This window comes from Paenibacillus sp. MMS20-IR301, assembly GCF_032302195.1.
Taxonomy (GTDB): domain Bacteria; phylum Bacillota; class Bacilli; order Paenibacillales; family Paenibacillaceae; genus Paenibacillus_AQ.
Genome location: NZ_CP135275.1, coordinates 5940670 through 5962368, shown reverse-complemented (window position 1 = coordinate 5962368; position 21699 = coordinate 5940670). Strand labels below are relative to the sequence as shown.

Annotated in this window: 23 protein-coding genes and 1 pseudogene; 7 read left to right on the top strand and 17 right to left on the bottom strand. The window is 47.1% G+C overall.

The features are described 5' to 3' along the window. The first annotated feature begins 51 nt into the window (after nucleotides 1-51). Nucleotides 52-420 carry a DUF1304 domain-containing protein gene (locus tag LOS79_RS25540; protein ID WP_315413341.1) on the top strand — a complete coding sequence of 123 codons (369 nt, stop codon included), beginning with the start codon at nucleotides 52-54 and terminating at the stop codon, nucleotides 418-420. A gap of 54 nt (nucleotides 421-474) precedes the next feature. Here the strand turns inward: LOS79_RS25540 and LOS79_RS25535 are convergent, their stop codons facing one another. From LOS79_RS25535 to LOS79_RS25525, 3 genes are all read right to left on the bottom strand, one after another. Further along, nucleotides 475-1998, bottom strand: a complete 1524-nt coding sequence (locus tag LOS79_RS25535; RefSeq protein WP_315413340.1) for a malate:quinone oxidoreductase — start codon at nucleotides 1996-1998, stop codon at nucleotides 475-477. A 185-nt stretch (nucleotides 1999-2183) separates the two neighbouring features. Continuing rightward, on the bottom strand, nucleotides 2184-3305 hold the full coding sequence (locus tag LOS79_RS25530; RefSeq protein ID WP_315413339.1) for a YgdI/YgdR family lipoprotein: 1122 nt from the start codon (nucleotides 3303-3305) through the stop codon (nucleotides 2184-2186). 156 nt (nucleotides 3306-3461) lie between these two features. Beyond that, a complete protein-coding gene (locus LOS79_RS25525; protein ID WP_315413338.1) occupies nucleotides 3462-5501 on the bottom strand; it encodes an ABC transporter substrate-binding protein in 2040 nt (679 codons plus the stop codon). 301 nt (nucleotides 5502-5802) lie between these two features. On the opposite strand from LOS79_RS25525, the gene LOS79_RS25520 reads away from it, so the two are divergent. Beyond that, nucleotides 5803-6207 carry a DUF3997 domain-containing protein gene (locus LOS79_RS25520; protein ID WP_315413337.1) on the top strand — a complete coding sequence of 135 codons (405 nt, stop codon included), beginning with the start codon at nucleotides 5803-5805 and terminating at the stop codon, nucleotides 6205-6207. Nucleotides 6208-6399: 192 nt separating this feature from the next. Continuing rightward, a complete protein-coding gene (locus tag LOS79_RS25515) occupies nucleotides 6400-7140 on the top strand; it encodes a DUF421 domain-containing protein (protein ID WP_397386691.1) in 741 nt (246 codons plus the stop codon). A 131-nt stretch (nucleotides 7141-7271) separates the two neighbouring features. Here LOS79_RS25515 and LOS79_RS25510 read toward each other — a convergent pair whose 3' ends face one another. Beyond that, nucleotides 7272-7670, bottom strand: a complete 399-nt coding sequence (locus LOS79_RS25510) for a GNAT family N-acetyltransferase (RefSeq protein WP_315413335.1) — start codon at nucleotides 7668-7670, stop codon at nucleotides 7272-7274. Nucleotides 7671-7851: 181 nt separating this feature from the next. On the opposite strand from LOS79_RS25510, the gene LOS79_RS25505 reads away from it, so the two are divergent. Continuing rightward, nucleotides 7852-9546, top strand: a complete 1695-nt coding sequence (locus LOS79_RS25505) for an ABC1 kinase family protein (protein WP_315413333.1) — start codon at nucleotides 7852-7854, stop codon at nucleotides 9544-9546. Nucleotides 9547-9620: 74 nt separating this feature from the next. Here the strand turns inward: LOS79_RS25505 and LOS79_RS25500 are convergent, their stop codons facing one another. Together LOS79_RS25500 and LOS79_RS25495 are read right to left on the bottom strand one after the other, a co-directional pair. Further along, a complete protein-coding gene (locus LOS79_RS25500; RefSeq protein WP_315422452.1) occupies nucleotides 9621-10166 on the bottom strand; it encodes a DinB family protein in 546 nt (181 codons plus the stop codon). A 64-nt stretch (nucleotides 10167-10230) separates the two neighbouring features. Beyond that, a complete protein-coding gene (locus LOS79_RS25495; RefSeq protein ID WP_315413332.1) occupies nucleotides 10231-11178 on the bottom strand; it encodes a helix-turn-helix transcriptional regulator in 948 nt (315 codons plus the stop codon). Between the two features lie 237 nt (nucleotides 11179-11415). Here LOS79_RS25495 and LOS79_RS25490 point away from each other — a divergent pair, with 237 nt between their 5' ends. Together LOS79_RS25490 and LOS79_RS25485 are read left to right on the top strand one after the other, a co-directional pair. Further along, nucleotides 11416-11655 carry a hypothetical protein gene (locus LOS79_RS25490; protein WP_315413331.1) on the top strand — a complete coding sequence of 80 codons (240 nt, stop codon included), beginning with the start codon at nucleotides 11416-11418 and terminating at the stop codon, nucleotides 11653-11655. 81 nt (nucleotides 11656-11736) lie between these two features. Next, nucleotides 11737-12216: a pyridoxamine 5'-phosphate oxidase family protein gene (locus LOS79_RS25485; RefSeq protein ID WP_315413330.1), complete on the top strand. Its 480-nt coding sequence runs from the start codon at nucleotides 11737-11739 to the stop codon at nucleotides 12214-12216. A 103-nt stretch (nucleotides 12217-12319) separates the two neighbouring features. Here LOS79_RS25485 and LOS79_RS25480 read toward each other — a convergent pair whose 3' ends face one another. The 10 genes and pseudogenes from LOS79_RS25480 to LOS79_RS25435 form a co-directional block, all read right to left on the bottom strand. After that, on the bottom strand, nucleotides 12320-13042 hold the full coding sequence (locus LOS79_RS25480; protein WP_315413329.1) for a CPBP family intramembrane glutamic endopeptidase: 723 nt from the start codon (nucleotides 13040-13042) through the stop codon (nucleotides 12320-12322). Nucleotides 13043-13123: 81 nt separating this feature from the next. Continuing rightward, on the bottom strand, nucleotides 13124-13909 hold the full coding sequence (locus tag LOS79_RS25475; RefSeq protein ID WP_315413327.1) for a MerR family transcriptional regulator: 786 nt from the start codon (nucleotides 13907-13909) through the stop codon (nucleotides 13124-13126). A 296-nt stretch (nucleotides 13910-14205) separates the two neighbouring features. Next, nucleotides 14206-14874: a type 1 glutamine amidotransferase family protein gene (locus LOS79_RS25470; RefSeq protein WP_315413326.1), complete on the bottom strand. Its 669-nt coding sequence runs from the start codon at nucleotides 14872-14874 to the stop codon at nucleotides 14206-14208. A 21-nt stretch (nucleotides 14875-14895) separates the two neighbouring features. Then, nucleotides 14896-15789, bottom strand: a pseudogene (locus LOS79_RS25465) (DUF2785 domain-containing protein). Nucleotides 15790-15883: 94 nt separating this feature from the next. Next, the gene (locus LOS79_RS25460) at nucleotides 15884-16804 is read right to left on the bottom strand and encodes a helix-turn-helix transcriptional regulator (protein ID WP_315413324.1); all 921 of its coding nucleotides are present in this window, start codon (nucleotides 16802-16804) and stop codon (nucleotides 15884-15886) included. 123 nt (nucleotides 16805-16927) lie between these two features. Next, the gene (locus LOS79_RS25455; protein ID WP_315413322.1) at nucleotides 16928-17386 is read right to left on the bottom strand and encodes an SMI1/KNR4 family protein; all 459 of its coding nucleotides are present in this window, start codon (nucleotides 17384-17386) and stop codon (nucleotides 16928-16930) included. Nucleotides 17387-17419: 33 nt separating this feature from the next. Beyond that, nucleotides 17420-17764, bottom strand: coding sequence for an Imm44 family immunity protein (locus tag LOS79_RS25450; RefSeq protein ID WP_315413320.1), 345 nt, complete (start codon nucleotides 17762-17764; stop codon nucleotides 17420-17422). Between the two features lie 99 nt (nucleotides 17765-17863). Beyond that, complete coding sequence (locus LOS79_RS25445; RefSeq protein ID WP_315413318.1) at nucleotides 17864-18871, bottom strand: hypothetical protein; 1008 nt, start codon at nucleotides 18869-18871, stop codon at nucleotides 17864-17866. After that, complete coding sequence (locus LOS79_RS25440; RefSeq protein WP_315413316.1) at nucleotides 18837-19502, bottom strand: hypothetical protein; 666 nt, start codon at nucleotides 19500-19502, stop codon at nucleotides 18837-18839. Before LOS79_RS25440 ends, LOS79_RS25445 begins: the two co-directional genes overlap by 35 nt. Nucleotides 19503-19529: 27 nt before the next feature. Further along, on the bottom strand, nucleotides 19530-20102 hold the full coding sequence (locus LOS79_RS25435) for a hypothetical protein (protein WP_315413314.1): 573 nt from the start codon (nucleotides 20100-20102) through the stop codon (nucleotides 19530-19532). Nucleotides 20103-20201: 99 nt separating this feature from the next. Here LOS79_RS25435 and LOS79_RS25430 point away from each other — a divergent pair, with 99 nt between their 5' ends. Then, nucleotides 20202-20828, top strand: coding sequence for a pentapeptide repeat-containing protein (locus LOS79_RS25430; RefSeq protein ID WP_315413312.1), 627 nt, complete (start codon nucleotides 20202-20204; stop codon nucleotides 20826-20828). A 447-nt stretch (nucleotides 20829-21275) separates the two neighbouring features. On the opposite strand, the gene LOS79_RS25425 is transcribed toward LOS79_RS25430, so the two are convergent. Then, complete coding sequence (locus LOS79_RS25425) at nucleotides 21276-21644, bottom strand: SMI1/KNR4 family protein (RefSeq protein ID WP_315413311.1); 369 nt, start codon at nucleotides 21642-21644, stop codon at nucleotides 21276-21278. Between the last annotated feature and the right edge of the window lie 55 nt (nucleotides 21645-21699).

The following is a 21699-nucleotide window of genomic DNA, read 5'->3' as shown; positions in this document are numbered from 1 at the left end:
TAGTTTTGTTAAATTAGATTTTGTGCAATTTATTTAGCGGAGGCGATTGTAATGATGATTCTAAGTACAATACTCGTAGCGCTTGTTGCCCTGGAGCATGTGTATATTCTGGCGCTGGAAATGTTCATGTGGACGACCCCAAGAGCGCAGAAGGCGTTCGGAACCACCCGACAGTTCGCTGAGGAGACCCGATCGCTTGCAGCTAACCAAGGGCTGTACAACGGCTTTCTCGCCGCCGGTTTAATCTGGGGCCTGCTCCATCCGGATAACGCATTCGCTTATCAGCTTCAGCTGTTCTTCCTGATCTGTGTCGGGGTTGCTGCGGTCTATGGCGGCATCACAGCCAAGAAATCCATCCTGCTCGTTCAGGGCCTGCCGGCTTTCGCAGCCATTATCGCCGTAGTTCTGGCGAATCTGTAATTCTTATGAAGGTAAAAAAAGAACCTTCCCGGCCGGGAAAGTTCTCATCTGCTCCTATGAATGCATTACTTTAACCGGCTGGACCTTCTCCTCAACTCCATGAGTCAGACCGAGTGATTTTGCTGCTGAAGCGTGGATTTTGTTTAACAGCTCCGCGTTACCGGACTGCGGGACACCGTAAGAAGGAATCATTTGCTTAATCTTCGGCTCCCAGGCTTTGAGATGCTGCGGGAAGCATTTGCTGATGACCTCCAGCATGACCGAAACGGCGGTTGAAGCCCCGGGAGAAGCGCCAAGCAAGGCGGCTATCGAGCCATCAGCGCTGCTGATCACTTCTGTACCGAATTGTAGCGTCCCCTTACCGGCAGCTGTATCCTTAATGATCTGCACGCGCTGGCCCGCCACCACCAGCTCCCAATCCTCAGCCTTCGCATCCGGGACAAATTCCCGCAATGCTTCCATGCGCTGCTCTTTCGACAGCATGACCTGCCCGATCAAGTATCTGGTCAACGAGAGATTCTTGGCGCCTGCCGCGAGCATGGTCACAAGATTGTCCGGCTTAACAGAGGTTATCAGATCAAACATGGACCCGAACTTCAGAAACTTCGGCGAGAAGCCGGCAAAAGGTCCGAAGAAGAGCGATTCCTGCTTATTGATTACTCTCGTATCCAGATGCGGCACAGACATTGGGGGTGCACCGACCGCTGCTTTGCCGTATACCTTGGCATGATGCTGCGCCACAATCTCCGGCTTCTTGCACACCATGAACAGTCCGCTCACCGGGAAGCCGCCAACCCCTTTTCCCTCCGGAATGCCGGATTTCTGCAGCAGATGCAGACTGCCTCCCCCGCCGCCAATGAAGACAAATTTAGCCGTATGGCGCTGAGTAGCGCCGCTGCCGGCATTTCGTACCTTCAGCTCCCAGGAGCCGTCCTTAGTACGCTTAAGATCCTCAACCTGATGGTTGAATCTGATATCGGTATTATTGTTTTTTAAGTGATCGAACAGGATGCGTGTCAGAGCGCCAAAGTTAACATCCGTCCCCGACAGGGCTCTTGTAGCCGCTACCCGCTGGCCCGGTGCCCGGTGCTTCATCATCAGCGGAATCCATTCCATCAGCTGCTCCGGATCATCAGAGTATTCCATGCCTTGAAACAGCGGATGACCTGAAAGCGCTTCAAATCTTTTTTGCAAAAAGCTTATGTCCTTCTGCCCTTCTACAAAGCTCATATGGGGAACAGGCACGATGAAATCCTGCGGATCTTGTATCCGTTTGCTGTTCACCAGATAGGACCAGAACTGCTTAGAGAGCTGGTATTCTTCATTGACCATGACTGCTTTGCTAATATCGACAGATCCATCCGGCCGCTCAGGGGTATAGTTCAGTTCACAAAGGGAAGAATGCCCCGTTCCCGCATTGTTCCACTCGCCCGAGCTTTCCTCGCCGGCACCTGAACGCCGCTCAAACACAGTGATTTTCCAGTCAGGCACTAATTCCTTTAACAGTGAACCAAGTGTTGCACTCATGATTCCAGCACCGATTAAAATAACATCTGTTTTGGTTTGTTGGTTGCTCATATTCTACCGTCCTTCTACCCTACGATTTGCAGGAAGGATGCAGGCACTCCTGCTCTGGCACTTGTGACTTAGCCACACACCTGCTTGGGATCAATCCTGATCCTAGTGTATCACTAATGAATATAAATTTTAAGATTTATCTAATTTTTTATAAGAACAATATTAATGGAAAAGCATTACGGCCGTCACTCCGCCCTGAACTGTTGGGTTACTTGCATGCCCTCCCAAACCTTGCCGTTAGACAAATGATATTCTTTTTCCACTGAACCGTCTGTCCTGGTATAGCTGATCATAAAGACCTGGCCTGTCTCAATCAGCATCAGGTAGTTATTGTATGGAAGAACATTCTCTACCTGCGGCAGATCTTTGACATCTTCATAGGCGTCCTCTAGTCGCCAAAACTCCCGGTAGGCATAATCTTTGAACCCGCTCAAATCCTGCTTTCCATAATACGATGCAGTGTACTTCTTACCCAGTAAGGTGATTTCATCCGCTCTCAGCGGCTCAATATCTTTAGTAATCCAGCTCAGATCCTCTGAAAGAAGGCTGCTGCCATAGTGCTTATGTAATTGATTAGCCATGCAAGGGACAGATTGGGTACTATAGTCCATTCCATCAAGCCCGGTATGTGCCGATCCGTAGATACCCATGACGTCCTCGCTGCCCAGCTGCTCAAACTCGCGGATAAAATTCTCCGTCATCTTATTTTCCCGGTATACGTCAGCCTCTTCGCTGTAATATAGCTCGCCCTGCTGAATTGCTTCGGTTGTTAATGTGTACTTCTCTGATTCGGTAAGATCACTGGCCGCAAGATAAGACAAGTACCGGCTCCCGATAGTATCATATTGATGTCCGATATCTGTACCGTGGAAGACGGTCTCCGGACATCCGCTTTTTATGTTCTGAAAGAACGTCTTGGTATCTGGAGTGTGAATTGCTGTCCCCTCCCAATCCTTATAAAGCTCCTCCAGAATATCGTCATTATCCGACTGCATCCATAAGTTCAAGTATTCAGCAGTGAAATAAGACTGCTCAATGAACAAGTGTCTCATTCCCTCATTATGATAATAATTAGACCACAATTCATATTCCTTATTCATAATCCTGGCATTGCCATGGGCTTCACCGTACAGATAAATACGGCCGGTTGCTTGTGTTACCACTGGCGTATCCTTGGCTGGCTGTGTGGATTGACCTGCGGCTTTGCTTGCGGGGGTATTACTGCTGCAGGCGGTAAGGCTGGTGGCCACAAGTATAAGGATCAGGGCATACAGCAGAGGGCGCAGATGAATTTTGTTACCGTTCATAAATGAGTATCAACCTTTCCTGTTCACTTAACTTCCAGAAACAGGTATTCTCTAGATGGTACGTAATTTCCTTCTTTTAACAAACTTACCTTCATAAAAAAGCCCCGCCGCTGCACATCTCTCCAGATGTACAGACAACGGGGAAGCCTCCTTACTTCACTTCTGCGCAATAGGAAGCTCAAGCAAAGCATCCACAAATGTGTCGAGCGACACCATCCGGCTGGCATAGTCATAATCAATTAGCGTATCAGTGGCAGTATGATATTGAATATTGCCCTTCTGCACTGCGGGGATCGTCTTCCAAATGGCGACTGAGGCTAACTGCGACTCCAGATTCTCCACTGAAGAGCCGAAGTTCGTATAGCTGATAATATCAGCTTCGCTCAGATACTTGCCCATAACCTCCATGGAAAAGGGTGAATAATAACCTTCCGAATTCTTATTCTCACGGTTGAAAAATTCCTGCTCAATGATCTCCGGAGCATGCATACCCAGGTCCTCATAGATTATGCCTCTGGTTTTATCTCCCTGCAAGCCTGGAGTGCCATCCTCTACCCCTTGCAGAAACACAATTTTCTTATCATAAATGCCCCCATCTATAAGGCGCTGCTTGGCAGCTTCGACCTTTGCAGCATACTGCGTAATCAATTCCTGTGCTTTGTCCTGCATGCCGAACATCTCGCCAAAGAACGTCATCCGTTCATCAAGCGGGGACATTTCGTTATAGAAAATCGTCGGAGCGATTTTGCTTAACTGATCCATCGGCAGGGAGGACCAGGTAGCAGAACCGATAATCAGATCCGGCTCCAGCGCCAGTATGCTCTCGGGGTCATTTCCCGCTACAATTGATACTGCTGACACCAGTGCGCCCCATTCCTGCTTCCACGCTTCCGGACGCACCGACGGATCACCATATTGATCGACGCCTACAACCGTTTTGCCGAACGGCAGGATGTCGCCCACATTATTCCCTACCAGATATACAATCCTCTGCGGGTCCGCCGGAACCTCGACTTCCCCATGCTCTGTTGTTACAACTCGTGTTTGTGCCACGGCTACGGTCTCCTTTGCTTCTGCGCTTGGCGATGCCTGGGCCTGCACCTGCGGCTTAGCCGTACTTGAAGCATTATTTGCAGGCGCGGTGGACGCGCAGGCGGTTAAAAGCAGCATAAGACATAAAGCAGCCGGTAATAGAATTTCCTTGCTTCTGGCCTGTCCAAACATTACTAACTCCCCGTCTCCTGTGGTTTTGGCTAGTTCGTCTAGTCCTACCCCATTGTAAAGACGTTGAGAATCGTTATCAATATCGTTTTTGGTATGCTTAACTATCATTTTTCTCCGGTAATCGCCCGGTGTCATATACATGTATTTCTTGAACATCCGGTTTAAATTGAGTTCATCCGTAAAGCCGCAGCCCAGCGCAACCTCCTGCAACGTTAAACCCGGGTTCTGCAAATAGTGCCTGGCCGATTCCAGCCTCTTCTCATTCAAATAGACCTGGAGGCTCTTATGCTCCCGTTTCCTGAACAGCTTGCCAAGCAGGCTCCGGCTGATCGGCAGGCCATCGGCCAGCAGCTGAAGGGATACCGGCTCCGTATAATGGCGGTCCAGGTATTGCTTAACCAGCTCCACATAATCGGTCTCGAAGTAACGGATATTCCCGCGTCCGAGCTCCCGGTATATTTCATGAACCAGCTGATAAAGCATGATCTTGGCATGAAACAGATTCTGCTCGGAAGGACTGCTCCAGTAATCAAACATACTCCGGCACTTCTCCTTGAAAAAAACAGGATTCTCCGGAGCGAACCCGTACACTTGTGTAAATGGGTTGATATGCTCCAGCAAGCGCCGGATCTCTCTTTTATAGAATGGAGCCGTCTCGGACTTATACAGCACCATGTACATTTCTAAGTTAGTGCCGCTTGGATGAATGGACAGCTCCGTACCTTTTCCGCCATGAACAATCCCGAACTTCCCGGTGTTAAACAAATGCTCATTCAGCTGGATAGCTGCCCTTTCCCCGCTGGTGTACATAAGTGTACTGGCCGGCAGCCTGTAATTCAGCAGCGGCTGATCCATGCGGATCACCTGGCGGCGGACATCCATTAATGAAATAGAGGACCGGGACCACAGCCGCACGGCCATATCCAGCATCTCTTGTGTAAAATAGTTGGTCGTTCCCCGCTCCCCCTGCATCGGCCTTCCCCCTTGGCTGAATCTTCTATCTGTATCGTAAAGTAAATGATAATGATTATCAACGATAGATTAGACAGCGAACACGCCTAGCAGCAAAACCGTGCTCGCAAACGACTGTGTGAATTAGTACTGGATATGAATTTCATATCTCAGATAAAAATCTCAATAAATGGAATATAAAGAAATTAGTTCAAAAGAATCAGTGTTTACACAAGATACAAAATAATTTAGCAAATACCCCGTTTCTGGTGTAAAATGGAAGTAAATATAGGCAACCAGCTTGAAAAGGGGAGATTTTTACTTGAAACAAATTGTTCTTCTTCTTGCTGTTGTTTTTCTTCTAAGCGGTTGTTCAAATATGCTTTATGATTACCGGGATGACAAAAGTGACAACGTGCTCAAACTTCCTCACGACTATCGCCTTTTTAGCAGTGACGGGGAACTAAACTATGTGTCCAAGAAGCAAGACAGCTCTCCCGTTGCCATTGATTCGGATATCATCCAGATTGGTTGGAACGAGAACTATATTGTATATAAGCGGGTTGAATCTGGAGATATAAATCAATGGGGAATTCTCAACATGGAGGATGGCACGAGCCAGACGTATACTTCTGAGGCTGGATTAAATACCCGTTTAGAGGAATTGAAATTAGACTCTCTTAAACTGACAGATGTACAAGATTTACTTGAACACAAAAAGAAATAAACGAGCTAAATGCATCTTCCCTTAGATTAAACCCCTCCTGCACTTCGGAATAACCCTTCCGAGGTGCAGATTTTTTTGTAATACTAATGAAACTCCAGAATGTAACCCACTTCGTTTCAGAAAATTATTTAATTTATCCCTTCGTCGTCTACAAAAACAAGGTTAAGGCCATTCTTAAGATATGGTCTTTTTTTGCAGCCCCAGAAATCAGAACAAGGAGTACATCCATTGCAAACATATGTAGAAGTTATCTTTCGAACGGTTGCCGCTTTCATCCTTCTCATGTTCACGTCAAGGATTCTCGGCAAGCAAACGATATCCAATATGACCTTCCATGACTTCGTGAGCGGCATTACCCTGGGCTCCATTGCGGCGAATCTGGCGTTTAATTATAAGCTCAGCCACTCACTCATCACCGTAGCGCTGCTGATCTTCTTCGGTATCTCTTTCCTCGTGTCCAAGATCGCGCTCGAGAATCGCACATGGAACCGGCTCGTCTCCGGCACTCCGACCGTCGTAATTGAGAACGGTAAAATCCTCGATGACAACATGCGAAAAATCCGCTACACGCTCGACTCCCTGGCCCAATCCTTGCGCGAAAAGGATATTTTCAATATGGAGGAAGTGGAGTATGCCTGCCTGGAAGACCACGGGAAGCTGTCCGTCAAGAAGAAAAGCGAATACGAGTGGGTGACACGCAAAGATCTGAAGCTGCAAGCCGCAGCCGTTCAATCCTTCCCTGTTGAGCTGATTATGGACGGCAAGATTATGGAAGACAACCTTGCACACAACGGGCTGACCGCCCAGTGGCTCGAGCAGATGCTGCAACAGCGGGGCAAGTCAGTCTCCGAAGTGTTCTATGCTGTGCGGGGTACGCAGAACCAGTTATATTTCGACTATTATCAGGACCACATTAATCATCCGATCGACTAGCGCCGCACAGTAGGGTCTACTTGAGGAAGAAGCACCGTACTCTTCAACTATGAAGAGCATGGTGCTGTTTATTTGCGGCTACTTACTCTTAGACAGCTGTACTGCAAGCTGCTTAATCTTATTGTCTCTGCTTATTTTTTTCTGGGAATAATAAAAGCTTTATCCGATTTCTCAAACCCAATACGGGGATAGAACTCCAACGCTGTTGGCGAGGAAAGCAAGATTAAAGAAACCTCGTCTCCTAATTTTTCTTGTGTCAATTCAACAAGCCGTTGGCCAATGCCATTTTGTTGATAGTCTTTATCCACAGCCAAATCGGACAGATAACAACAGTAACTGAAATCGGTTATAGCACGGGCAATGCCCACAAGCTTATCTTCATACCATGCACTAACAATTACATCTGCGTTCTGAATCATTTTTTGGATACGGTCACTATCGTCCACAGGCCGCTTAATTCCCGATTTCCGGAATAATTCCGCTACCTGTTCAGCGGTTACAATCTCATCAAGCTTATAGATGATTTCCATATGTATAATCCCCCTCCATAAATATCTATTAATTTTAGACGATATTAGCATAGCTTTTGCCTGCTGACTAGATAAAATTGTAAAAAGTTGAATTTCTTCTGCCACATTTGAAAATATGATTAGTATGAAATATCATACTAATGTACGTGGATGAAAGCGGGCCGGAGGTAGATAAAAAAGAATGAGCGAATTCCTGAAATTATTGAAGGATGCCCGGTTCAGAAGAACCATGCGGATGATTTTCAAGTTCGCCTGGGCTTTCTGGTGGCTGGGCAGGCAGAAGTATTTTATGCCAAGACGGCGCTTAGAAGCGAAAACCAAAGCATTATACCGGAAACAGGCAGCCTATTTTACGAAGACCGCCATGGAGATGGGCGGATTAATTATCAAGCTTGGGCAGCATGTGAGTGCGCAGGCGGATTTTTTGCCGAAGGAAATTCTTGATGAGCTGTCCAAGCTGCAGGACTCCGTTGCTCCGGTAGATTTCGCTGAGATACAATACAGAATTGAGAGTGAACTCAGCGGGTCCATTAACGAGTTTTTTGCTGAATTTACTAGGGTTCCTGTCGCTGCAGCTTCCCTGGGGCAGGTACACCGGGCGACCTTGCGGACAGGGGAAGAAGTCGCAGTGAAGGTGATGCGTCCCGGGGTCGAGGATATTATTGAAATTGATTCGAAGTCGATACAGGTTGCTGTCCGGTTATTGAAACGCCAGGCCCAGATTGCAGCACTCATGGATCTCGATGTGGTATATGATGAGTTCTACGAGACCGTTATGGATGAGCTCGATTATCGAAAAGAAGGCCGCAATGCCGAACAGTTCCAGCTGCAGTTCATCCACCGGGAGGATATCGTGGTTCCAGACATTCATTGGGCCTACACCACTTCCAAAGTATTAACTATGGAGTTTGTGGAGGGTGTGAAGATCAACAATTTCGCCCAGCTCGATGCCTGGGGGGTGGACCGGACCCGGTTAGCGAAGTCACTCATGGAAATTTTCGTGGAACAGGTTCTAATAGAAGGCTTCTTTCACGCAGACCCGCACCCGGGTAATGTTCTCGTGCAGCCTGACGGCACCATCGCATTAATCGATTACGGAATGGTCGGGCGAATTCCCGGGGATATGAAGAACCAAATGGTAGCCCTTTTAATGGCGGTGTATTTAAAAGATGCCCCCGGCGCCATCGATGCCCTTACCCGTTTGAAATTTCTAAGACGGAATACAGATTTAGAGGTGTTTGCAAGGAATCTTTCCTTACTGTTCGATCAAATCAACGGGGATACGTTCGACCTTAGTTTTGTGACGTCAGGCGACAATGCTGAAGATCTGCGTAATTTCCTCTACTCACAGCCCTTTCAGCTACCGGCAAATACAACATTTCTGGGAAAAGCTTTAGGCACGATCTATGGGCTTTGTCTGGGACTGGACCCTGAGATTGATCTGATCGGGACTGCTAAGCCTTATATCCAAAAGGTTGTGCTTAAAGATCTGCGGGGAACTGTCTTCTCCACCGTTGTAGATGAAGGCAAGAAACTTCTCAGGGGCATCCTTCCAACGACCAAGAAGTTCATGTCTGCAGTAGATAAAATGGATAGCGGAGATTTACGGGTAAAGCTGTCGAGCTCTTTTGAGAAAAAATTGATCGATACGCAAAATAAAAATACAGGGCGAATCATTACTGCCCTTATTGGAGCGGTATTCGTCCTGGCTGCTTCAAATATGTGGAATGAAGTAAGTCATATCATTTCTTATGTATTGGGGGGTGCCGGGCTGCTCATTATGCTCACTCAGCTCAGAACGCGGGGAAATCGCCGTGCGGTAAGACATGCCCGGCAGATGGACGCTATGCGTGAGCGCAGTAAGCTGGAGCGGTAGAGGCGTAGGTCGGATTAATATCAGCTAAGCGAATAGGAGGGGCCGGAGCCCTCTCCTTATACTTAAGGCAGGGCTCACCGTGCTCCCTGCACCAGCCCCTGCTTCAACCGGTCCCACTGCAGAAGATGATGACGGTAATGCATTTCAACAAGCAGGAACCATTCCTCCGCACACAGTCCGCCAAATGACGGATGAGCTATTGTATTTAGTTTCGAAGCTTGTTCAAGGTCAGGTTCAATGTCTTTCATTCTCTGAATGACTGTCTGTAGCCCTTGGCTCAGCTGCTCTTTAGTTTCAGGCTGCTCCGGTGTATACTCCGGGGAAGGCGGAACCTGAATCCGGATTGGCGGGAAGCTTCCTTGGGCAAATGCGGCAGCCCCTCTCTCTGTTTTCTCCAATTGAAGCCCCTGCTGATCTTGATCTGATGCTAAGCACTGCTCAATATTACGAAGCTGCATGTATAGCGCCGAGTTAATGAGATGCCGGATCATCTGCCCCATGGACCACTCATTGTCACTGGGCTTAGCCTGCAGCTGTTCCAGACTGAATTGATTGAGTTCATGAATATAGTAGGTTGCGGTCTTCTCGAAACGCTCTAATGCTTCTTTTGTTGTGATCATCATGTATTAGCTCCTTAATTAACTTTTTATCCAAGTATACAAAAACGCTACTGACACCCTTATGTCAGTAGCGTTTCAACATCTTCTCCAGTTCATCTCTAACCCGGTGCCGGAAGGATTCCGGCTCCATCACCATTACGCCGCTGCCCCAGCCGAGCACCGAGTGCAGCAATTCCTCTGGCTGCCTTACACGAAAAGTGATAAACAGCCCATCCGTATGTTCCTCTATGGTTTCTGTAAAGAAATTGTTCGCTTCCCTCACCTTATCTGCAATGTCAGAATCGACATGGATACGGACAAGAACATTGCGGTCGTCTGGCGGGCGGTAGTTATCCAAATTGAAATCTGCAGGCAGCTTGAACCCCGCCTCCAGTATAATAAGCTCCGTCATCCGGGACAGCCGGAAATGCCGGATACCTTGACGCAATTCACACCATGCGATAAGGATCCAGGACCCTTGATGAAGTACAATTCCATAAGGGGCAACCGTACGGACACTTTGACGGCTCCCGTCAGCCCCGGCGATGCCTTTTGCATAGGTGAAGCTTATCTTCCTCTCCTCGAGCATGGCTTCACGAATAGCTTCAAGGTACACCTTAGCTTGTGTCCGGGATACTTCTTCAGGGGATGAAAACAAACGAAACCCTTTACGAATCCGGGATGCCTCACTGCGGACCGCTTCCGGCAGGATCGCTTCTATTTTCCCCCTCGAAGTTCGAGCCTTACTGACATAGTGAGCATCAAACGACTGCTCGATGAAATCTGTACCGATAAGCAGCGTCACCGCTTCCTCCACCGTGAAACTGACGGGCGGCAGGAAATACCCCTCCATTAAGGAATATCCCTGACCGGGTGCTCCGATTACGGATACGCCAGCTTCACTTAAAGCCTGAATATCCCTATAGATCGTTCTCACACTTGTTTCAAATATAGCAGCCAAATCCTCCGCCCGTAACACTTCGTTACGCTGCAGCTCAAGCACGATGGCTAACAAACGGTCTGTTTTATTCATGCACTGCACCCTTTCCCGGCTCGCCCATTTCACTGGCACGTTATAATACTCCCCAAATCGCGTCCCGTCAAGAAATAATGTGTGTACGAGCGGCACAGCGAGGGTTCTCCCCCTTATGCTCGCTAAATAGCAATGAATTTCCGGGTATGCAGAACCATACCGCTTTTTCCAATTTGCCCGGGGTCACGTAAAATATTCTTCAGATTGATAAGGAAGTAAGAGAGGAGCTCTGCATGTATGCACAGCGTGGATAAGATCAGATTTTTGCTCTTGTACGGTGAGGTGCCGGAGGCAGCTTGTTACGGGTATATGGAGCTGAATCAGGAGGGTAATATGATCGCACTCTACAACAGTTACGGCGAGGAAGTCGACCTGCTTGGCGGACATGAGGTTGTCCGGGTACGGGCGCTGGGCAAATTCGATAATGAAGACCGCGATAATTTCTACTCCCTGTTAGAAAGTGATGGTGTAGGGTAAGTATCATTCTTCACATGCACCAGGATTTTACAATGATATGCTCAGTTATGTATGCCTTACGACTTTTGAGGAGGTAATATAATGAGCAATTACGACGAAGCCATGAAGCTGCTGAATGAACAAGCGGGTAACAAGGACGGGCTGATCACGCTGTCTACCATCGCGCTGGAACCGGGGCCTGGTGGCCTAAGCCGTCCTGCTTCCCGCATTGTGGACGCCTATTATGAGGACGGTGCGTTCTACACTGTCACTTACGCGACCTCAGGCAAGATGCAGCAGATTGCCCGCAACCCCGAAGTCGCCGTGTGCATCATTGTTGAGAATTTTACAGCCGATGGGATCGGTGAGAATCTGGGCTGGGTATGTGACGAGAAGAATGCGGAGATGATGACCAAGCTGCGCACCATTTTCGCCGACTGGTATTACGATGCCAACAACGACGAGGACCCCAACACCTGCCTGCTGCGCGTTCGCCTGACAAAGGGCTTGTGGAATGACGCCCATAAAGGAATCCGAAATGAGATTGATTTCGTCAATAAGACGGCAAGTCTCGTTATGTAATTCACCTTATGAGTAATGTGGAGTAGATCGTTGATGATAGAGAATGTTAACTTGAGGGGAGTGTGCAGACACTTCCTTTTTTCGTGGCTACTTGTAATAGAATTCATAGTAACATCACTAAAGCTGCTACATCTGTAAAGTTAGCCAAGCAATGTACGGCAATCCCCAATTTTAAAGAGTCTTTTTTGTATACCAAATAAAATAAGGGTAAGAAGGCCACAATTCTTGCAACTATAAGCCACGGAGACCAGAAATGATAAACTGCAAACAATAAGAGATTGACCAGCACACTATACTTGCCCATCCATTTCATACGTGCCAGTAGAAATCCCCGGAAATAGAGTTCTTCCGTTATGGGTAGTATAAGTGTAAGAAAGAAGAAGCTTACTGCTATTGCAATTAGAATGAAGTTTTTACTGAATAGGCTCATATCCTGGACATAATTATAGTCATTTGGAAGCCAATGAAATACTGTATTCAATATGTAATTTGAAAAGGGTTGTAATGCCTTCATAAGTATTCCTGCCACTGAGAGCAATAAAAGAGTGTAAACTGCATATTCTTTAACCTTCATCTTACTTTTTAGGCCCATCACCTTAAAGATATTGAATTTTCCCGTTTCTTTTTTGGCAACATACAATAAATATCCCAGTTCTATAGGCAATATCGAGAAAAACCCGGCTATACCTAGCGTAACAACTTTGGGGTATTCTGTTAAACTCTCGCTATTCAATAAAAATATATACACTATGCTTAACACTATTCCTGGAAATAAGTGAAGTGCTACAAGCTTCCATATACTTCTGATCTCATGCCCGCTATTCATAATCTGTTCCCCCCATAATTTAATTCTTCTATAACTTAAACTATGGGGCCGTCCCAAGGTCAATGTATGATGTGAACCTCCTTATTCAATGGGGATATACACTTCTAAATATGACTTTAATATTCCTTCGTGGTAGCCTACTAATAACATGCCTATAATTGCTACGCCTATATGTTTATAATTATTGGCAGCCATCCACCGTTGACCCTTTATAAAGCTATCTTCCATCACGCCCTCATACTGCATTCCATCTTCAACGACAGTATATATACATTTTTTATAGTCTAGAATATCCTTTTCGTCTACGGTATTATCAACCTCTACATCTTTGGTGACTAGCATTGTATTCGACTGTATTCCCTCTTCGTTAAAAGTAATATACCGTTTTAGACTCTTGAAAATGGGTTCCTCAACTAATTGATCCCTGTTATTATGTATCACTTCAAATTCCTTATAGGCCCTGAAATCTGATATTTCCCCCAAACTTTTTATAGGTGCCATGGGCCTAATTGAATAATTATTCAAGTGTTTTTCGATATCATCGCAATCCTTTTTAGCCTTTTCAATTCTAAGTGCTATAGTATTTAATCTGGCTATATTTCGAATGATTTCGTTGTGTTTGTCATCCAGAATACCCTGCATATCCTTTATATCACTTTCTTTGCAAAGCTTCTGGATCGTCTTAAATTCCAAATCCAGTGATCTGTAGAACTCTATTGCCAGTACAGTATCTATATCCTTAAAATCATATTGTCTATAATTATTTTCTTCATTTTGGATGGGTGTCAAAATCTCTTTTTCTTCATAATATCTTAATTTATCCTTAGAAATTCTCATGATATTAGCGAGTTCACCTATTGTGTACATAGTCCTTCTCCTTACTTCTGTTCTCTTCTCCCTATTCTGATTCCATACGCAATAATGTCAAGAGATCATCGAAGATTCCAGGTGTTGTGAATACGGCCTCTTCACCATAGAGTTCACTAGGGATGCCATCAGGCACCACTTGTACATGACAACTCAATGCTCCCGCCTTCCGTGCAATCAAGCCTGCGGCTAAGGGATCAATCACTCACACTGGACCGTCAAACCTGAAATTATCCCAGTTGTGTACCCCACTCTTGCCTTAAAGTGCGTATCCGGATTGAGCATTTCTGCCCTAATTAGAGCGTCTCAGCCAATTTCTGAATCTTGGAACGGGAGATTAAATATACAGGACCCATTATGTCTATAATGCCGTCTTTTACCCGTATAACGCTCTCCTGTTCTGCCGCATATATATCAATCTCTTCAGACAAGGGGAACAGGTAGCCCTGAACAAATGTGGCGTAATCGCGTTTAGCATGAGATTCATAGGCGAAATAATCGAACCCAATCCCATTATAAATGGTACCCGTTTCAGCGTCATCGTCAATGTCATCCACGTTTAACCATTTGGCAGCCATGTTTAACGCACCGGCGCTGGCGCCCATTATAACGGCATTGCTGTTCTTAATCCCATCCAATAATTCATATTCCGCCAGTAATTCATGCTGCAGAATAGGATACCCGCCACATAAAAAAATGACAGATGCGTTCTGAATGAACCGCCGGGCCTCTTCCTTCTGCATACGGTAATCAATAAAATGATAGTCATCAAAAATAAGGTTAGCCTGAGTTAGCCATGTCCATTCCGAAATGTCATTATAGTTAATCTGCTCATCTGTATAACCAGACGGGTCAGCGCTAATCATAACCAGCGATTTCCGGTCTTGGATATCCTCATGCAAACATCGGGCCAGCTTCTCTGGAAAAAAATCATTAAACCAGCTGAAATAGTAGTGAGTACTCAAACTCAATTACCTCCATATGTGTTAATTCCCCTCTGTAAAGCGGTTTAATTTAGCTTCAGCCGTCAGCATGGCGCCGGTAAGCATAAGCTTCTCCCCGTCATTGCGGGCTCTTGTTCTAAAATACAGGCTGCGCACAAGATTTTTCCCGTTTACTCTAGCGACTCTCTATGCGCGCGTATCCGGCCATTCCGTACACTGTGACAACCTATAAATCCAGCCGGCAATCTCCTGCTGGGGAAGCAGCGCTTTGCTAATCATCGTCTCCACAATCGTGGCCATGCGCTCGTCTTCCTCCTCGTCAAAAATGCGAACACCATTATGCAGCATTCCTGTAATCGCCCCCAGCACCTCGCGCTGCAATGCATGATCGCTTTCAAGGCAGCGGATCAGCTCGTCCAGGGCATCTGCCCCGTGAGCCGCGGCATGAGCCCAGTCTTCGGCTTCCAGATAACCTCGCAGATCCTTCTCCTCCCGGTAATAGCGAAGCAGCGAATGCTTCAGATGCTGGAACTCAACCGGAGTCAGGAATGGATGGTTCCTGTGCCGATTTACAATCAAAGCAACAGGCAGAACCGCAAACGCCCTGGTGAGTACGCTATGGTCGCCGTTGCTTCCAATCCGGTAGAACAAATGCCGGTCATCCAGCAGGACAGCCAACAGCTGACGCATCTCCGCATCTGAGAACTTATTATCGCGCTTCAGCCATACGTGAAACGTGGAATAGATCTGCTCACGTAGCTCAGACTCAGGATCGCCGATATACCGCAGCATCAGACAGGTATGGTCTTGCAAGCTTTCTCTCTCCCGCAGGTTATAACGTGCCTCCTCCAATCTTTGCAGCCTCTGTATCAGTTCTGTTCGCGAGTCCTCCGTACCGAAATTATTGAAATTATCATGTATATTGCTGGCTTTCATCTAATTATTTCACTCCTAGCCTAGTTATAGCGGGCGTTATGTATTCTTCCCGGCGATATCCCTACTATAAAACACAATGACTGACACCAGGGGGTCAGTCATTGTAGGATCGAAGCATATTTTGCATATATTGCTGCAGCTCTGCCCGTAATTCACGGGGCTCCAGCAGCTCGCACTCCTTGCCGAAGCTTAGAATGAATTTCAGCAGACCCTCCTCATACGGAAAAGTATCCGATACGAGATAGAAGCCATCTTCATCCCGGCTAATCTTCTCTTTCTGGAAATACTTTGTTAGCTGCGCACCGATTCGCGAAGTGAATCTCAGCACAACCTGTATTTCCCGCTGCGAATAACTGTGCTCAATAATCTCAGCGATCCGGTCATCCGGCAGCTCTCTTGGGGCAAAAGACGGTCCCTGCTCCAGATGCTTGATCCGCACGAGCTTGAATCTGCGGTAGTCCCCTCTGACCCGGCAAAAGCCGATCATATACCAATGGCCGTGGCGGAAGTCCATCCAGCCTGGCTCTACCGTCCGCTCCAGGGATTCCATATTCCTGTTGATATAGCTGAACACCAGCAGCCTGTTATCCGTGATGGCCTTGCTGATGATCCCAAGGTACTCTTTAATTTCCTGCTCCATGCTGAAATGGGACAGATCCAGCGTCAGTTTGTCCTTATCAGGCTCCTGCCTATAGGTATGTTCAAGCTTTAGTATGATGTCATTAAAAGCTTCATTCCTGCCAAACAAGCCGTGTAAATTCTTCATTACAGCTACGAACGTGTGCGCTTCATCCCGGTTCAGAAAGAGGCTGCCTATATTATAGCTGTCCATAATATAGTAGCCTCCGCCCTTGCCGCTGGACGCTGCAACCGGTATACCGGCTTCGCTTATCTTATCAATATCCCGGTAGATTGTCCGCAAGGATACCTCGAAATGCTCGGCAAGCTCCTTGCCTGTTACCGTACCTTTACCGGAGATGATCAGCAGCATGGAGAGCAATCGGTCGACTCGCATGATTATGTGCGACGCTAAAGTAGCGTCTCCTCCTCTGGGTGGAATTCATTTGTTCATTCGGATTCCTGTGCCACATTCATCAACATATCCTTCCTCTCTATCCTGGCCGGCAGCTAAGGGGTTCTAGGAGCGTTCGTCGATTAGCTGTTCCAGGAATGCTGCGAACGTGGGGGCATACTCGTCGATCAGATCATTCATCAGATCATACCGCATGACCGGAAATTCTCCCTGTTGATTCCGGGCAGACGTATCGAAGTAATACAGCTCATCGCTATCCGGTACGAACAGGTCCAGCCGGTGTGGAAACCGGCTGACCCACCAATCCTCCGCAAGGTTCAGCCGGTGGATATACAGAAGGTCGCTGTCGGAATACTCTCTATGCTCGGAGGGGACGAGCGTCAGAATATTCCCGTCCCCTAGACCGGCATTCCCATAGTGGGTCAGCCACCAGCGGTAAGACGGCGGTAGCTTGAAGCCTAATTCCTCCTCGGCTTCGGTAATCCAGCTCTCTTCGGCCCCATGGCCGGGAAACCATCGGATAGTGGAAGTCGTACTCAATTTCTGTGTTAGACGTTCATACATACGTGTGCCCCCTATCTCCCTGCTAAGGGATGATTATAAATGATCAGGATGAACAGCAGCAGGCGCATCGTCATTCATGCGCAGCAAGATATACTCAATCTCTTCTAGTGGCATCTTCAAGGTCCGGATGACTTCATAGAGTCCCATTTCTTGTGAGAGGAGGATTCGCGCCTGATGAATTTTTCCTTCCAGCCAGTGATTAGCCAGCATCCAGCTTTTCACCAATTGCAGCAGTTGATCTTGGACGGTCTTATCTGCATGCTTGGTATATTTAGCAATGGACTCTGCCAGATAGCTGTATAGGTGAATACCCAAGGCCTCCCGCTGCTCATTCATAGACATGCGCTGGTATTGTTCATAGCTCAGGCTGATATCCAAATAGAGAGTATGATCCCTGCAATCGAACCGCCTTGACGTTCTTCTCTCATAGCTTTCAGGTAACACGCGGAATACAACAAAGTTAGGATAGGGAAACTTTTATTGATAACCTAAGTTCACTAAGGTCTCTTGGATTTTCTGATCCGCTTTCGTTTTGAACGTAGCAAACTCCACAGAGGATAATGACCCGGGAAGCTTCTGCTGGATGAAGGCCTCGAAATCGATGGCGGTCTGGAGAATACTAAGCTTATGCAGCGCGGGCATCCGGTCCATTCCCGTCAGACGGGTCAAGCCCTTGCAATTCCTGATCGTCAGCTCCTCTAGCGCCTTCATCTCCTGATCCACCTTGATCTCCACAAGCTTGATCTGATCTTCAATCTTCAGGCTCTTCAGTCCCTGAAAGGCTGTAATATTGCCCAGATCATGGAATCCGCGGACTCTGGTGATTTCCAAGCTCCCAATTTCATTCTGTTCAATCTCCTGAATATGCTCCCGGCCTCCCAGCAGAATGCGCAGATGCCTCAGCTTCCGCAGCCGGTTGACGAAATGCAGCGGCTGCTTGCTGATCGAATGCAGTGCCAGGTAACTCAAGTTCTCCAGATGCCCTATAGCCTCCAGATTCTTGACCTTTCCCCCTACATGCAGCTCCTCCAGGTAAGGAATCTCCTTGAAATATTGCAGATTAAGCATTCTTTTGTCCGAGACGATGGTCAGGATTCTCAGCGAGCTTAGCGAGTCTAAGCCCAGAATCTCCGAATTCTCTAGCTCGTAGATTCCTAGGTTCAGGCTGTGCAGGAAATACGAATGGGCTAAAGCCTCCGTGTGATGAGCCTGAGCGAGATCAAGGTGCAGCATTTTGACATGGGGGATCCTTAAGAGGGTACGGCAATCAAACGACAAGGAATAGTGGGCATAGAACCGCACTCCGAAATCCTCATTATAGCGCGCGCAAAGCTCGTCTACTTCCTCCAAGACGGGTTCATAGAACTCCGGGTGGGAGAACTGGACAATAACCTGGTGGCCGCTGCGCAGCTCCTGCTCAATCTGAGCCGGGTCCAGCGTATCAGGATTGTTAAATAGAACTCTTTTTTTCCACACTTTGCGCATCTGTTATTCCTCCCCATTTTCCCTGGAGCCTCAGTCCGTATTTGCTGAACATCCACGAGTGGCTAAGGTCTTGAGCTGCACCCAGGCTGATGCGAACAGCAGGCCTCTGTTCCTTCATGGCCTCAGCGTCCTGCGCCGAGAAGCGGAGCGGCTTGGTTATTTTCCGGATAGCGCCGGTGAATTTCTGGAACAGCGCATAGGTAAGCGGCTTATGCTCCCGGATGTCCCCGTAGATATAATACTTCCCGCGTTCGTCCTCCAGATCAATCTGGAACCCTTTGGGAAAGGAGACCATCACACACGGCAAACTGTCCTCAGCCCACTGTCCGTAGCGGGGGAAAGAGATGTCTTCCGGCTTTATATGATATCCCGATTGTTCATCCCCAGGCTGCACAGCAATGGCGTATACGAACAGTGGACAATGACCCTCCCTTTTCTCCGCTGTCATGAAATATTCATAGTAGCTGCGGTACCCCTCCGCCACCTGCTCTGAAGTATCTTCAGTGCGGGAGAAGTTAGTCTGGTAGAATTGTGCCGCCGCAGGCTCCAGCAGCTTCAGCGCACTCCGGAACTCTTCCGGCGTGATGAGAAATTTGAGCGTATAGAATCCGCTGTTCTTCAGTCGGTCCATGTCCGTCCCCCATTTCTATGGCTTGTTCTATAAAAAATAGGCCTGGAAACGCTCTCTAATTGTCTCTTCATAAGGCACCCACTCATAGTCGCACCACACAGACATTCCTGCAATCTCTGACAGCTTCTCTACCGCTTGTTCCGGACTCGTCATGCTGATGAATTCGCCGGCCGCCTCATCGTTCATACCCAGCACTTGCTGCAGATAACTGTCATCGATACGCTCTTCCCGGAGCTGTTCATACTCCTCCCGGGTCCATGACTCACAAAAGATTCGTTCGGCCTGAATGTCCCCATGCTCAAAAAACGACAGCTCGAAGATTTCCTCATTCATATATCCCACCGTCATGACTGGCGCTTCAATTAGCCGGGACAGCGTTCTCCCAATCTTCTTCACCGTACCCCATACGAAATATTCATGAAGCACGCTGATCCAGCCCCCGTTGCTTTGGCTTACGTACATTACAGGCTTGCTCTCTGGAGCCTCACCCTTAGAATAACCTAATACTTCACCATGTCTGGTGCTCAGCTCTCTTAAAGCTTCAATAATTTTCTCCAGGTCGTCCGATTGGATATGCAGATTTGCGAATGATCTTCCCATAAGATGCCTCCTCCGGCTGGTTTCTCAATAATATTTATCATACTATTATAGTAACTTCAATTCATACTTTTACCAAATGAATATAAGGAGGAACTGATCTTGGATAAGAAGTCACTTGTTGCAAGATGGAATGAAGACCGGCTTCATGAAGTGAACCGGTTGCTCGCTGCGGTTACCGGCAAACATAATCTGCACCAGCAAGACCGCGCCTTCCCAGCATCACTCTACGGACTGACGGAGGCCGGACGGGCGGATTTCCAGGGAGTTACCTTGACCGAGACTATACAATACCTGAGCGTACAGGATGCCGATCTGTCTTATGCCCGTTTCGAGGATTCGGCAAGCTTGAACACCTCGACCTTCACTAATTGCTGCTTTGACGGGGTTAAATTAGATCGCCGTTATGTAACTCACACCTTCAGCCGCTGTTCTTTCCGGGGAGCCAAGTTGAATCATGCCAGGATCAGCAAGGAGTTTACCGATTGCGATTTTACAGGCAGCAACTTAAGTAAAGCCATAGCAAGCGATGTATCATTTACACGCTGTCGCTTTGAGGGCGCCAACTTTCGCGGAGCTATACTCACCTATTGCCGGTTTGAGGACTGCAGCTTTGAAGGAGCTGTGTTTCAAGACGGCTCATTAGCCGGAAGCCGCTTTGTGGGGGAGCCGGGCTTGCTCCCGGTCTGGGGAAATACAATCGTGGATAACGTCAAAATCCAGGAATAGGGTTATAGAACTTCTCTTTATTTAGTTTCCTTGTAACTTTGCCCAATCCTTTGACTTTCTCACTAGTTCATTAACAAACTGTTCTTTCTCTAGGATGCCTAGAACCAAGAACTTCTCTTTTACTTTCTAGTTCAAGTAATGGTTCGTAGTCCTTATCACTTATTACCAGAAATCCATTATCAGGGATATTGCTTAGATTGTGAATAAAACCACATCTACATTTTAGTTTAGGCATCTATTATTTACCTTCTTTCAGTATGCTGTAAAATAGCTTGTTGAGTGGAATAATATATTTCTTCATCAGGCTTACATGAACTTATATTAATGAGACCTTTTATTCAGATTCCATCTGTTGTGAATACAACTTCATTTCTTTCACATTGCCGACCATCCATAAGAGTTAAGATTAAAATATTTACTGAATTCAGCCGGGTTCCAAATCCATTATCAATAACGAACCTCCGCCATCTTCAGCAAAAGGAACCCAGCCCTTTTTATATCCGCCTTCCTTACTGCATCAGGTTTGCCGGAAATAATGTCATAAGGTAGGTCCTGTCGCGTTCTCCAAGTACCCGTTACTGATTGCAGGGTCATCCAGCTGAATCCGGCCATGACGCCCATGACCTGCTCTCCCTCTCCATTATGCTTCAAATATAGTTTTCTGAACTCATGAGGAAATTGGAAGCCAATCAGGCTCTCTGCTGCGATTATTTCTGCTTCATCCACTGGCGAATTCAACAGCTCCCCGATATCCGGTATATGTATTTTTAAAGCCTCAATTAAGCGGCACTCGTCTTTTTCATTAAATAATGGCATATAATAGCCTCATTTCACAGTAATAGACTCTTCAATAGACAATATCCAATACATC